Source organism: Tenacibaculum soleae (genome assembly GCF_001693415.1).
Lineage (GTDB): Bacteria > Bacteroidota > Bacteroidia > Flavobacteriales > Flavobacteriaceae > Polaribacter > Polaribacter soleae.
Window position 1 is genome coordinate 1,375,363 of the sequence record NZ_MAKX01000001.1, and the last position, 12,017, is coordinate 1,387,379.

14 protein-coding genes and 1 tRNA gene are annotated in these 12,017 nt (G+C 30.7%); 9 read left to right on the forward strand and 6 right to left on the reverse strand.

The annotated features are described in order from the left end of the window. Positions 1-29: 29 nt before the first annotated feature. The 5 genes from BA195_RS06480 (at position 30) to BA195_RS06500 (ending at position 4,009) form a co-directional block, all read left to right on the forward strand. A complete protein-coding gene (locus BA195_RS06480; RefSeq protein ID WP_068703583.1) occupies positions 30-1,058 on the forward strand; it encodes a DHH family phosphoesterase in 1,029 nt (342 codons plus the stop codon). Beyond that, positions 1,048-1,572 carry a gliding motility-associated peptidyl-prolyl isomerase GldI gene (gene gldI, locus BA195_RS06485; protein WP_068703585.1) on the forward strand — a complete coding sequence of 175 codons (525 nt, stop codon included), beginning with the start codon at positions 1,048-1,050 and terminating at the stop codon, positions 1,570-1,572. Before BA195_RS06480 ends, gldI begins: the two co-directional genes overlap by 11 nt. A gap of 13 nt (positions 1,573-1,585) precedes the next feature. Further along, entirely contained in the window at positions 1,586-2,311 is a 726-nt protein-coding gene (locus tag BA195_RS06490) for a BamJ family beta-barrel-assembly machinery protein (RefSeq protein WP_068703587.1), read from the forward strand. An 89-nt stretch (positions 2,312-2,400) separates the two neighbouring features. Then, positions 2,401-3,447, forward strand: a complete 1,047-nt coding sequence (locus BA195_RS06495; protein ID WP_068703589.1) for a peptidylprolyl isomerase — start codon at positions 2,401-2,403, stop codon at positions 3,445-3,447. 1 nt (position 3,448) lies between these two features. Further along, a complete protein-coding gene (locus tag BA195_RS06500) occupies positions 3,449-4,009 on the forward strand; it encodes a phosphatase PAP2 family protein (RefSeq protein ID WP_068703591.1) in 561 nt (186 codons plus the stop codon). Positions 4,010-4,166: 157 nt separating this feature from the next. Here the strand turns inward: BA195_RS06500 and BA195_RS06505 are convergent. Continuing rightward, a tRNA-Ser gene (locus tag BA195_RS06505) sits at positions 4,167-4,251 on the reverse strand. 322 nt (positions 4,252-4,573) lie between these two features. On the opposite strand from BA195_RS06505, the gene aroC reads away from it, so the two are divergent. From aroC to BA195_RS06520, 3 genes are read left to right on the forward strand one after another with little or no spacing between them, the layout of a single operon-like run. Further along, a complete protein-coding gene (aroC, locus tag BA195_RS06510) occupies positions 4,574-5,635 on the forward strand; it encodes a chorismate synthase (protein ID WP_068703593.1) in 1,062 nt (353 codons plus the stop codon). 9 nt (positions 5,636-5,644) lie between these two features. Further along, the gene (locus tag BA195_RS06515) at positions 5,645-6,178 is read left to right on the forward strand and encodes a Crp/Fnr family transcriptional regulator (RefSeq protein WP_068703595.1); all 534 of its coding nucleotides are present in this window, start codon (positions 5,645-5,647) and stop codon (positions 6,176-6,178) included. A 37-nt stretch (positions 6,179-6,215) separates the two neighbouring features. Further along, complete coding sequence (locus BA195_RS06520; RefSeq protein WP_245662323.1) at positions 6,216-6,776, forward strand: DinB family protein; 561 nt, start codon at positions 6,216-6,218, stop codon at positions 6,774-6,776. Positions 6,777-6,829: 53 nt separating this feature from the next. Here BA195_RS06520 and BA195_RS06525 read toward each other — a convergent pair whose 3' ends face one another. From BA195_RS06525 to BA195_RS06540, 4 genes are all read right to left on the reverse strand, one after another. Further along, entirely contained in the window at positions 6,830-8,464 is a 1,635-nt protein-coding gene (locus tag BA195_RS06525; RefSeq protein ID WP_068703599.1) for a pyruvate dehydrogenase complex dihydrolipoamide acetyltransferase, read from the reverse strand. 3 nt (positions 8,465-8,467) lie between these two features. Continuing rightward, positions 8,468-9,463: a pyruvate dehydrogenase (acetyl-transferring) E1 component subunit alpha gene (pdhA, locus tag BA195_RS06530; RefSeq protein WP_068703601.1), complete on the reverse strand. Its 996-nt coding sequence runs from the start codon at positions 9,461-9,463 to the stop codon at positions 8,468-8,470. A 141-nt stretch (positions 9,464-9,604) separates the two neighbouring features. After that, positions 9,605-10,282 carry a hypothetical protein gene (locus BA195_RS06535; protein ID WP_068703603.1) on the reverse strand — a complete coding sequence of 226 codons (678 nt, stop codon included), beginning with the start codon at positions 10,280-10,282 and terminating at the stop codon, positions 9,605-9,607. Between the two features lie 96 nt (positions 10,283-10,378). Continuing rightward, positions 10,379-11,044 carry a M15 family metallopeptidase gene (locus tag BA195_RS06540; RefSeq protein ID WP_068703605.1) on the reverse strand — a complete coding sequence of 222 codons (666 nt, stop codon included), beginning with the start codon at positions 11,042-11,044 and terminating at the stop codon, positions 10,379-10,381. A 237-nt stretch (positions 11,045-11,281) separates the two neighbouring features. Here BA195_RS06540 and BA195_RS06545 point away from each other — a divergent pair, with 237 nt between their 5' ends. Continuing rightward, on the forward strand, positions 11,282-11,569 hold the full coding sequence (locus BA195_RS06545; protein WP_068703989.1) for a hypothetical protein: 288 nt from the start codon (positions 11,282-11,284) through the stop codon (positions 11,567-11,569). A gap of 46 nt (positions 11,570-11,615) precedes the next feature. On the opposite strand, the gene BA195_RS06550 is transcribed toward BA195_RS06545, so the two are convergent. Further along, positions 11,616-12,002: an acyl-CoA thioesterase gene (locus tag BA195_RS06550; protein WP_068703607.1), complete on the reverse strand. Its 387-nt coding sequence runs from the start codon at positions 12,000-12,002 to the stop codon at positions 11,616-11,618. Positions 12,003-12,017 lie beyond the last annotated feature (15 nt).

The following is a 12,017-nucleotide window of genomic DNA, read 5'->3' on the forward strand; positions in this document are numbered from 1 at the left end:
TTTTTAATTTAATTGTATATTCGCCACTTATGATTTTAAAACAATTTACAGAACTTAAAGAATTTTTATCAAAACCTAAAAACATTGTAGTTATAGGTCATAGAAACCCTGATGGAGATGCAGTAGGTTCAACCTTAGGGTTAAAGCATTATTTAGATAAAAAAGGACATACCGTTCAGGTTGTAATGCCTAATGAATATCCTGATTTTTTACATTGGATACCAGGTTCTGAAACGGTATATCGATTTGATCGTCAAAATAAACAAAGTGTGCGATCATTAAAAAGCTCAGAAATAGTTTTTTTGTTAGATTTTAATGCCTTGCACAGAGTTGGTAGCGATATGCAAAACACATTAGAGCAGTATACAAATGATTTTGCATTGATAGATCATCATCAACAACCCGATGAATTTGAATATATGTACTCTGATACCACCATGTCATCAACCTGTCAAATGGTGTATAATTTTATTGAAATGATGGGAGATGTTGCTTTGATTGACAAAAACATAGCTACTTGTTTGTACACTGGCATTATGACGGATACTGGATCTTTTCGTTTTAGATCAACCACAAGTACCACGCATCGTATTATTGCAGATTTAATTGATAAAGGTGCTGAAAATGATAGGATACATAGTAATGTGTTAGATGCAAATTCATACAGTCGTTTGTTATTGTTAGGGCAAGCATTAAGTAATATGAAGTTATTACCAGCACATAAAACGGCATTTATAACTTTATCAGAAGCCGAAAAGAAAAAATTTAATTACGAAAAAGGAGACACAGAGGGGGTTGTAAACTATGCCCTTTCTTTAAAAGGAATTGTGTTTGCTGCTATTTTTATTGAAGATAAAGAGCAAGGTATTATTAAAATGTCACTTCGTAGTAAAGGAAGTTTTTCTGTAAATCAATTTGCTAGAAATCATTTTAATGGTGGTGGGCATGATAATGCAGCTGGTGGTAAAAGTTTAGAGTCGATGGAAGATACGATTGCAACATTTACAGCGTTATTACCTAAATATCAAAAAGAATTAGAAGTGTCTTATGAAGTTTAAAGTTGTTTTTTTATTATCAGCGTTTTTAGGGTTGGTTTCGTGTAAAGAACCTGAAGCAAGAAGACCTAAAAAACAAGGAACCGTTAATTTTTATAATGAAGTAATTAAAAAGAATAAAAAATTAAATGCTTTAGAAAAAAAACGTTTAGAAAATTGGATAGCTAAAGATACTATAAATAAGTATAACGTTTCTGAAAACGGATTTTGGTATAGATATATTGTTAAAGACTCTGTAAATAGCCAGAAGCCAAAAACTGATAATATTGTTTTAATTTCTTATGATATTTCAGATATTGCAGGAAATATTATTTATCCAAAGCAAGAAAGAAATTATAAAATAGATAAAGAAGATTTTATTCCGGCATTACAAGAAGGAATAAAGTTGATGAAAAAAGGAGAAACAGTTACATTTGTAATTCCGTCATATAGTGCTTTTGGAGTAACTGGAGATGGAAATCAAATAAAAGTAAATCAACCAATACAAAGTACCGTAACATTAATCGAAATTAAATAACAAATAAATAAAAATGAAATTAACTAAATTTTTAGCAGTAGCAGTTGTAACCTTATCAATTGTATCATGTGGTAATAGCCAATTTAAAACAAAAAGTTCATTAGCAACAGAAGTAGATTCAGTAAGCTATAGTTTAGGTTTAGATATGGCAAATAAAATTAAAATGAATTTTGAAGATTTAGATCAAGATTTATTTGTGCAAGGATTTAAAAACGGAATGGATTCTACCAACCTTTTAGTTGAATCTAAAGATATTAATAATATCTTAAGAACATTTTTTCAAAAGCAACAACAAGAAAAAATGAAAGAACAACAAGAAGCACAAGCAAAAAAAGCTGAAGCTGAGTTTGGAGAATATAAAAAAGAAGGAGAAAAATTTTTAGCAGATAATAAAGTAAAAGACGGTGTAAAAACTACAGCTTCTGGTTTACAATATATTGTTTTAAAAGAAGGAAAGGGAGATGCGCCAACGGCTACTTCACGTGTTAAAGTTCATTACCATGGTACATTAACAGACGGAACTGTTTTTGATAGTTCTGTTGATAGAGGAGAACCAACAGAGTTTGGAGTAAACCAAGTTATTAAAGGTTGGACAGAAGGGTTGCAATTGATGAAGCCAGGTGCTAAATTTAAGTTTTTTATTCCTCAAGATTTGGCTTACGGAGCACAGCAAAGAGGTGCAAAAATTAAACCTTTTTCAGCTTTAGTCTTTGAAGTAGAATTGCTTGAAGTTAAGTAATAAAAATATAAATAATAAATAATTAGTTAGGTTAACACATTGTGTTAACCTAACTAATTGTTTATAAGAGAATCTAAAAATATAAGTGAATGAAAATTTATAAAATTTTAATAGCAATTGTTGTGTTGTTTTCAGCATGTAAATCGGTGAAATACCCAGATTTAGAAAACGGTTTATATGCAGATATTCAAACAAATAAAGGAGATGTTTTAATAAAGTTGCATGAAAAAGAAGTGCCGATGACGGTGGCAAACTTTGTGTCATTAGCTGAAGGTGATAACCCTAAAATGACAGATTCTTTAAAAGGGAAACCTTATTACAATAGTACGAAGTTTCATAGGGTAATTAAAGATTTTATGATTCAAGGAGGAGATATAACAGGTACCGGAGCAGGTAATGCTGGGTATAGGTTTGGAGATGAATTTCCTATGGATGAGAACGGAGAATTGATTTATAAGCACGATAGTGCAGGGGTTTTATCGATGGCAAACTCAGGTAAAGCAACAAATTCTAGTCAGTTCTTTATAACTCATAAAGAAACTCCTTGGTTAGATGGTATGCATTCAGTTTTTGGAAAAGTTTTAATTGGTCAAAACATTGTTGATGTAATTCAGAAAAACGATTATATTAAAGAAGTTAATATAATTAGAGTTGGTAGCGAGGCTAAAAAATTTAAAGCAGCCACTGTATTTGAATATGAGTTGTCAAAAGAAGAAGAAAGAAAAGCAGAGCGTGAAAGAGTAATAGCGGAAGCAAAACGTAAATTTCAGGAAGATAAAGGGATTAAAAATGCAATTGCAACAGATTCGGGTTTAAAAGTATTGCAATTGCAAAAAGGAAATGGCAAAAAAGTAAATCCGGCATTATCTACCACAGTTCATTATACATTGTATTTAGATAGTGGAAAAAAAGTAGCGTCAAGTCTTGATAAAAAAGAACCTTTTGTATTTACAATAAATAATTCTGAATTACCTTTAATTCCAGGTTGGAAAGAAGGTGTAAAAACAATGCGAGAAGGTGATAAGTCAATATTCTTTATTCCTTATTACTTAGGGTATGGAGAAGAAGGTTTAGGGCCAATTTTAGGAAAGTCAGATTTAGTTTTTGAAGTAGAAGTATTAAAAGTAGGAAAATAGTTTGATAGAAAGAATTATACAAAAAGATAAAGAGCTTCTTATTTATTTAAATAATTTAGGAAGCGAGCAATGGGATGGGTTTTGGTTGGTAATAACCAATCAATTTAGTTGGACACCATTATTTTTATTAATGCTGTTTTTAATGTTTAAGTATTTAGGATGGAAAAAAGGACTGTTTACGATGTTATTTATAGCTGTATTGGTTGCTTTTTCAGATCAACTTACAAACGTTATAAGAGGTGTTTTTGAAAGGTTAAGACCAAATAATGATCCAGAGATAAAAGAGTTGTTAAGAACTTTAATAAGGCCACAGAGTTATAGTTTTGCTTCTGGGCATGCTACTACATCTACAGTAGTAACAGTGTATTTGATTATGCTCTTAAAAAAACATATTGAATGGGTTAAGTTTTTGGTATTTTTTCCTTTAATATTTGCGTATAGTAGATTGTATTTAGGAGTGCATTTTCCTATAGATATATTAGTGGGTTTTGTAAATGGAGCAATAATTGGGTGTTCAGCATTTAAGTTATATCAATTTTTAGTAAAAAAGATATTTAATTAGTTTTAGAGTTTTAATTTATATAGCCATTTAATTTTAATAAGTTGAATGGCTATTTTTGTAGTATAGGTATTTATAAAATAGAAAAAAGCTTACATCTGTAAGCTTTTTTTCTTTAATAATCCCCTAAAAAAAAGCCGAAGCGTTAGCTTCGGCTTTGCGGAGAAAGAGGGATTCGAACCCCCGGTCCTGTTACAGACAACGGTTTTCAAGACCGCCGCATTCGACCACTCTGCCATTTCTCCAGGCATGCTATCAAGTAATCCCTGATTGCGGGTGCAAATATACAACCTTTTTTCACTTCTAAAAAAAAAATGACACTTTTTTTTATTAAAATTTACCGTAAATAAAGGGTTTGTAGTGTAATTGTTTTTTTATCAGGTAGTTATGTTTTAAATAAAAATAAATTTATTTTCTGTAAATCTCCTTTCATGTTTTTTTTATTTATAATAAAATAACATTTGCTTATTGTTCTAAGTAAATGTTGGTTTTAAAATCATGTAATTATCATGTAAAAGTGATAGTTTTTATTGTAAATAAATTACTTTCGTTTAAAATAGTGAAAGTATGTTTAATTCGTTTGGAAATATTTTAAAATTGACCACTTTTGGTGAGTCGCACGGAATTGCAATTGGAGGAGTTATAGATGGTTTTCCTGCAGGAGTAGATGTTGACTTAATAGCAATTCAAAAAGAACTAGATCGTCGTAAACCAGGGCAATCTAAAATTGTAACGCAACGTAAGGAACCAGATACGGTTGAGTTTTTATCAGGAATTTTTGAAGGTAAAACAACAGGAGCTTCTATTGGTTTTCAAATTAAAAACACCAATCAAAAAAGTAAAGATTATAATCATAATACAAATGTATATCGCCCTTCACATGCCGATTATACATATGATAAAAAATATGGTGTAAGAGATCATAGAGGAGGAGGTAGAACATCTGCTCGTGAAACTGCCAATTGGGTAGTTGCTGGTGCTTTAGCAAAACAATTAATTAAACATATTAATATAAACGCATTTACATCATCAGTAGGTGATGTTTTTATGATGAAACCTTATCAGGAAGTAGATTTTTCTAAAATTGAAGATAATATCGTTCGTTGTCCTGATGATGCATCCGCAGAAAAAATGATCGCTAAAATTAAAGAAATTAAAAAAGCTGGTGATACTATTGGAGGTACCATAACTTGTGTAGCTCAAAATATGTCAGTTGGTTTAGGTGAGCCTATTTTTAATAAATTACATGCTGAGCTTGGTAAAGCAATGTTATCAATAAATGCTGTAAAAGGTTTTGAGTTTGGAAGTGGTTTTTGTGGTGCAAAAATGCAAGGGTCTGAGCATAATGATGTTTTTAATGAAGATGGAACTACACAATCAAATTTGTCGGGAGGAATTCAAGGAGGAATTTCAAACGGAATGGATGTGTATTTTAGAGTAGCTTTTAAGCCAGTGGCTACAATTATGCAAAATCAACAAACAATTAATTCAGATGGTGACCTTACCGAGATTATGGGTAAAGGTCGTCATGATCCATGTGTGGTACCTAGAGCTGTACCAATTGTTGAAGCTTTAACAGCATTGGTTTTAGCTGATTTTTATTTGTTGAATAAAACAAGGAGAATATAACGTTTATTTATGAATTTACTTGAACAGTTATATGCGGCGTTATTACCTTTTTGGGAGCAAGAAATTGACCTGAAAAGAAACGAGTTTATTACTGTTCCTGGTGATGTAAATACCAATATGTATTTTGTAGTTGACGGAAGTTTACGAGTATTTGTTGAAAGTGACGTTGAAGAACATACTATTCGTTTTGGTTATAAAAACTCATTTATAACAGCATTAGATTCGTTTTTAAAAGATATTCCAACTGTTTTTTATATACAAGCAATAAAAAAATGTAAACTTAAGGTGATTTCAAAAGAAAATTATTTAAAGTGTATAAACGCATCTAAAGAAAATCAACAAATATGGCAAACACTTTTACAGGAATTTGTGTATCAGCAAATAGAGCGTGAAAATGATTTAATTATTAATTCTCCTCAAAAAAGATTTGAAAGAGTGTTTAAGAGGAGTCCACAGTTATTTCAGGAAATACCTCAAAAGTATATTGCTTCTTATTTAAGAATGACGCCAGAAACCTTGTCTAGAATTATCAAAAAGTATTGATTTAAATCAAGTTTTATATTTAAGATGCATTTTAATTTTGAAAAAAAATAAAATTATGGTTTATAATAGTAGTGAAGTAATTAAAGATTTAATATTGATGACTACATCGCATATTAATTATGCAAAAAAATTAGTAGAAGTTTCTGGTGAAAAATTACAGCATAAACAATCATCTAAATCATGGAGTGTTTTAGAATGTTTAGAGCATTTAAATAGATATGCATTTTTTTATAATATTGAGATCAATAAAAAAATGATCGCATCATCATTACCTTTTTCTGAGACTTTTAAAAGCGGTTTTTTAGGTAATAAATTTGCCAATGATATGTTGCCTAAAGAGGGAATGACAACAATGAATACTTTTAAAAGTAAAAACCCTAATAATTCAAAATTAAATAAAGAAAAAGTATTGCTTGATTTTATAGCGCTTCAAGAAGAATTACTTGACTTATTAGAGGTTGCTAAAAATAAAAACGTAGATAAAATAAAAACAAAAACTACTTTGCCTTTAGTGAAATTTAAACTAGGTGATACTTTACGTTTTGTTATTCATCATAATGAACGACATATAGTGCAAGCTAAAAAAGCATTGATTTAAATAAAAAAAGCTCGCAATTTGCGAGCTTTTTTTATAGAGTGTTATTTTAAAAACTATGCTAACATAGTAACAGGGTTTTCAATATAAGTTTTTAGTGTTTGTAAAAACTGAGCTCCAACTGCACCATCAACGGTTCTGTGGTCGCAGGCTAAAGTTAACTTCATGGTATTACCAACTACAATTTCTCCGTTTTTAACAACTGGTTTTTGCACAATTGCTCCAACCGATAAAATTGCTGAATTAGGTTGATTAATGATTGATGTAAAACTTTCAATACCAAACATTCCTAGGTTAGAAACCGTAAAAGTACTTCCTTGCATTTCAGCTGGTGTAATTTTCTTGTGTCTTGCTTTGCCTGCTAAATCACGAACCGAAGCTCCGATTTGAGTTAAGCTTAAAGCATCAGTATGTTTTACTACCGGTACAACTAAGCCTTCATCAACAGCTACAGCAACACCAATATGGATGTGACTATGAAATAACGTGTTATTATCTGTCCAGCTAGTATTTACATTTGGATGCTTTTTTAATGCCATAGCACAAGCTTTTACAACCATATCGTTAAATGATACTTTTATATCAGGAATCGCATTGATTGTTTTACGAGAAGCCATTGCATTATCCATATCTACTTCAATATTTAAGTAGAAATGAGGAGCAGAGAATTTAGAGTTTCCTAATGCTTTAGCGATAGCCTTACGCATTTGAGAGTTTTTAACCTCCGAAGTGTTTTCTTCTCCAGCAATTGCAAAATTAGTTACGGTTGTAGAGGCATCATTAGAAGTGGTGCTAGAAACAGCTTGCGTTGTAGCAGTTTTTGTAGCTGGAGTATAGTTTTCTACATCTTTTTTAATAATACGTCCGTTTTCACCAGAGCCGTTAATATTTGCTAAATTAATTCCTTTATCTTTTGCTATTTTTTTAGCTAAAGGAGAAGCAAATATTCTTCCTCCTGAAGAATTAGTTGTTACAGTTTCAGCTTTAACCTCTTCTTTATTAGGAGTTGGTTTGTTTTCTTCTTCTTCTTTAGATGTATTAGCAGCAATGTTGCTTCCTGAGCTTTGAGCGGCTAATACAGTAGCTACATCTGTTCCTTCTTTACCAATAACGGCAAGTAAACTATCTACGGGTGCGGTTTTTCCTTCTTCAACACCGATGTGTAATAAAACACCTTCGTTAAAAGATTCGAATTCCATCGTAGCTTTATCAGTTTCAATTTCCGCTAAAATATCACCTTCTTCAACTTTATCACCTACTTTTTTTAACCAAGAAGCTACGGTTCCTTCTTCCATAGTATCACTTAAACGAGGCATGTTAATAACAGTTGCTCCTTCTGGCATTGTTACAGTATCGTTTTGTGTTGTAGTTTGGTTGTTGGTTGTTTCAGGTTTCGGTTTTTCTGTAGTTTCGGTTGCAGTTGCTCCGCTTAATAGAGCAGAAATATCTTCACCTTCTTCACCAATAATGGCTAATAACGTATCTACCGGAGATGTTTCACCTTCTTGCACACCGATATGTAGCAAAGTACCTTCGTTAAAAGATTCAAATTCCATCGTAGCTTTATCAGTTTCGATTTCGGCTAAAATATCACCTTCTTCAACTTTATCGCCTACTTTTTTTAACCAAGAAGCTACCACTCCTTCTTCCATCGTGTCGCTTAAGCGAGGCATGTTTATAATTATAGCCATGGTTTACTTAGATTTTATAAATGGATAATCTTCTTGTTCGTATACCATATCATGTAATTGATTTAATTCTGGATATGGAGAGTCTTCAGCAAATTTTTCGCATTCTTTTACTGAATCTTTTACTTCTTGTTTTATAGCTTCAATTTCATCTTCAGAAGCATATTTATTTTCTTTAATGATGTCTAAAACTTGTGTAATAGGATCAATTTTTTTGTATTCCTCAACTTCGTCTTTTGTACGATAGTGTTGTGCATCAGACATTGAGTGACCTCTATAACGGTATGTTTTCATTTCTAAGAAAGTTGGTCCTTCGCCACGACGAGCTCTTTGGATAGCTTCATCAACAGCCTCGGCAACTTTAATAGGGTTCATTCCGTCAACTGGACCACAAGGCATTTCGTATCCTAAACCAAGTTTCCAAATATCTGTGTGGTTTGCAGTTCTTTCAACAGAAGTTCCCATTGCGTAACCGTTGTTTTCAACAATAAAAATCACTGGTAATTTCCAGTTCATTGCCATGTTAAAAGTTTCATGTAAAGAACCCTGACGCGCAGCTCCATCACCAAAATAACATAAAGTTACTGCATCATTACCTTTAAATTTGTCACCAAAAGCTAATCCTGCTCCTAATGGAATTTGACCACCTACAATTCCGTGACCTCCATAAAAACGGTGTTCTTTAGAAAAAATATGCATAGACCCACCCATACCTTTAGAGGTACCAGTAACTTTACCATATAATTCTGCCATTACACGTTTAGGATCTTCACCCATACCAATTGGTTGTACGTGGTTACGATATGCGGTAATCATTTTGTCTTTAGTTAAATCCATTGCATGCAATGAACCTGCTAAAACAGCCTCTTGACCGTTATATAAGTGTAAAAAACCTCTTACTTTTTGTTGAATGTAAACAGCTGCTAGTTTATCTTCAAACTTTCTCCAAAATAGCATGTCTCTATACCAATTGATATAGGTTTCTTTGGTTATTTTATTCATTATATATTAGTTGTTTATTTAAAGTTTGTTTGTTTTTATTGTTGTAAAACGTAACTACAAAAGTAAGTAGTTTTTGGTAATTTTAAAAAAGTTCTTTTGAAAAATTATTGCTAGCTTTTTATAAAGTTAAAACTTCTAATATTATTTCTTTTCTTTAGCTATAATAATTGAAGCTTTGGCTCCTGTAGCTAAATTCCATTGATTAGATGAGATTACCATTCCGGCATCATTAAAAATCTTAAAACCCGCAGTGTTGGGTCCAGACGAACCTTGGTTTAGGGCTATAATATCTATTGTATTTATTCCATCATCTAAAGGAATATTAAAGGATTGATAATTTTGTTTAAGGGTTACACTACTAACTACTGGAATATTATTTACAAGAATCATTACTTTATCTCCGTCTGGATATTGAAAATCACGACAAATAATATTTACATTTTTAGATTTTGTGCTAAAACTACCTAAATCTTGATCGATAACAGGGTAGTTGTATAGTCCATTTATTTTTTGAAAAGATTTTAAGTATTGTTGTTCAGCTATTTTAGCTTTGGTTAAAATACCTTTGTTCTCAAAATTACTTTCAGCTTGTTTTTTTTTAATTTTTTTTTGTTCTTCTCTATGAGCGTTTTTAAAACCATTATTATTTTTAAAATCTAATGATTTAGGTTTTTTTACATCTTTTGATGAAGAAGATACAATACCAAAGGATGTGTTATTACTTTTTTTATTTCCAAAACCACTATCTAGTTGTGCAAAACCATAAGAGTTTACACAAAGTACACATATAAATAAAAAATAATTTAAGCTTTTTTTCATATCAAAATAAATATGAGCAAATATAATGCCGATGTTTTTTGTTTTTCTAAACAAAGCGTTAAAAATTAGTTTGTTGAAATAAAAAATATAAATAGTTTATTTAACAGGAAAGCTAAAATAAGTTTTAGGAAAAGGTTCGTGACGCAAAGTAAAATGCCACCATTCTTTACTATATGACCTAAAATTATTTTTATTCATTATTGTTTGCAATAACTGTCTGTTTTTTTTCTGATGATTGGTTAATTTAGGGTAAGCAACATGAGATGATACACCAAAAAAATCAAACGGACTTCCCATATCTAATTCTTTATTTGTTTTTATATTAACTATAGTTAAGTCGACAGTACTTCCTCTAGAATGGCCAGACCTAGATGAAATATATCCTTTTTTAAATAAATGACGTTTGTTTATAGTAGGGTAGTACTCTTGTTTTTTTAAGGTGTCGTTAATAACACGTGCCCATTTTACAAAATGATTAACAGCAGTTTGCGGGCGGTAAGCATCAAAAACTTTAAGGCTTAAACCTTTTTTTACAAGTTCATTTTGTACTTTTTTTAAAGCATTAGCAGCTACTGTAGTAATGATAAGTTTGCTTTCTTGATAGCCATTTATGGAGGTGCCAATAAAATTGTTGTTTGAACAGTATCTTAGTTCTTGCTGAATACTAGGTGCAATATCGTTTATATAAGAAAAACCTTTTGGGAGTTTTTGAGCGTTTACAATGTATGATGATAGTATTAGTAAGTAAAAAAGCTGTTTCATTAGATAAAAATAATAAAATAGATTTAAAGAAAACGAATAAGGGTAAGATACTTAAAATGTATAACGCGTTTTATCAAAAGTAGATGTTGTGTATTTTGTGTTTTTATGGGTTTAAAAATAGGTATTTGTGTTGTTTTTTTTAGTTAAAACGTGTATATTCACAAAATATTATTTGTTTTTGTGCTAAAAGCATAATTTTAAGTAATGAGTTATGTAACCTATAAAACCCCCAATTATATGAATACAATTAATGATATTAAAGTGATTGAAAAAGAGTGTATTAAATTTTTAACTTTTTCAAAAAATGAAGTTTTAGGAAGAAAAGAAGAAAGACTTAATCGAATTTTAGATTTAAAAAGAGCTTTGGCACTTGGTAATTTAGAAAAAGAAAAAGTAAAAATAACTTTTGTAGATGATACAGGTTTAAAAATGGTTGAAACTACCATTTGGGGATTAACTGATAAATCGGTAATCTTAAAACAAGCCACTATTATTCCGTTACAAAGAATTTTAGGAGTCGCTTAAATAACAAAAAAACTCACTTTATAAAGTGAGTTTTTTTTGTGAAAAGTTAATAATTTATAGAAATGGGTTTTTTATCCGTATCAATAGCTACAAATGTAAATGATCCTTCTATAGCTTTTTCTCTTTGCTTACTATACATTTGCTCAATATAAATAGCTACGTTTACTTTTAAGCTGGTGTTTCCTACGTGAATAACAGTACCAATTAATTCTATAATCGTTCCGGCGGGAATAGGTTTTTTAAAATCAATTTTATCACTACTAACCGTTACCATTTTTTGCCGACTAAAACGGGTTGCGGTAATAAAAGCAACTTCATCCATAAGATGTAATGCAGTGCCTCCAAAAAGAGTATCGTAATGATTTGTGGTGCTAGGAAAAACAGCTTTAAAAATACGTGTTTCTGATTTTTTAATTTTTTCGTTAAAAGTCATTTTAATATATAAATA

Coding starts and splice junctions, on each gene's coding strand:
- BA195_RS06480 (WP_068703583.1), top strand. CDS start 30: ATGATTTTAAAACAATTTACAGAACTTAAAGAATTTTTATCAAAACCT.
- gldI (WP_068703585.1), top strand. CDS start 1,048: ATGAAGTTTAAAGTTGTTTTTTTATTATCAGCGTTTTTAGGGTTGGTT.
- BA195_RS06490 (WP_068703587.1), top strand. CDS start 1,586: ATGAAATTAACTAAATTTTTAGCAGTAGCAGTTGTAACCTTATCAATT.
- BA195_RS06495 (WP_068703589.1), top strand. CDS start 2,401: ATGAAAATTTATAAAATTTTAATAGCAATTGTTGTGTTGTTTTCAGCA.
- aroC (WP_068703593.1), top strand. CDS start 4,574: ATGTTTAATTCGTTTGGAAATATTTTAAAATTGACCACTTTTGGTGAG.
- BA195_RS06515 (WP_068703595.1), top strand. CDS start 5,645: ATGAATTTACTTGAACAGTTATATGCGGCGTTATTACCTTTTTGGGAG.
- BA195_RS06525 (WP_068703599.1), bottom strand. CDS start 8,464: ATGGCTATAATTATAAACATGCCTCGCTTAAGCGACACGATGGAAGAA.
- pdhA (WP_068703601.1), bottom strand. CDS start 9,463: ATGAATAAAATAACCAAAGAAACCTATATCAATTGGTATAGAGACATG.
- BA195_RS06535 (WP_068703603.1), bottom strand. CDS start 10,282: ATGAAAAAAAGCTTAAATTATTTTTTATTTATATGTGTACTTTGTGTA.
- BA195_RS06540 (WP_068703605.1), bottom strand. CDS start 11,044: ATGAAACAGCTTTTTTACTTACTAATACTATCATCATACATTGTAAAC.
- BA195_RS06545 (WP_068703989.1), top strand. CDS start 11,282: ATGAATACAATTAATGATATTAAAGTGATTGAAAAAGAGTGTATTAAA.
- BA195_RS06550 (WP_068703607.1), bottom strand. CDS start 12,002: ATGACTTTTAACGAAAAAATTAAAAAATCAGAAACACGTATTTTTAAA.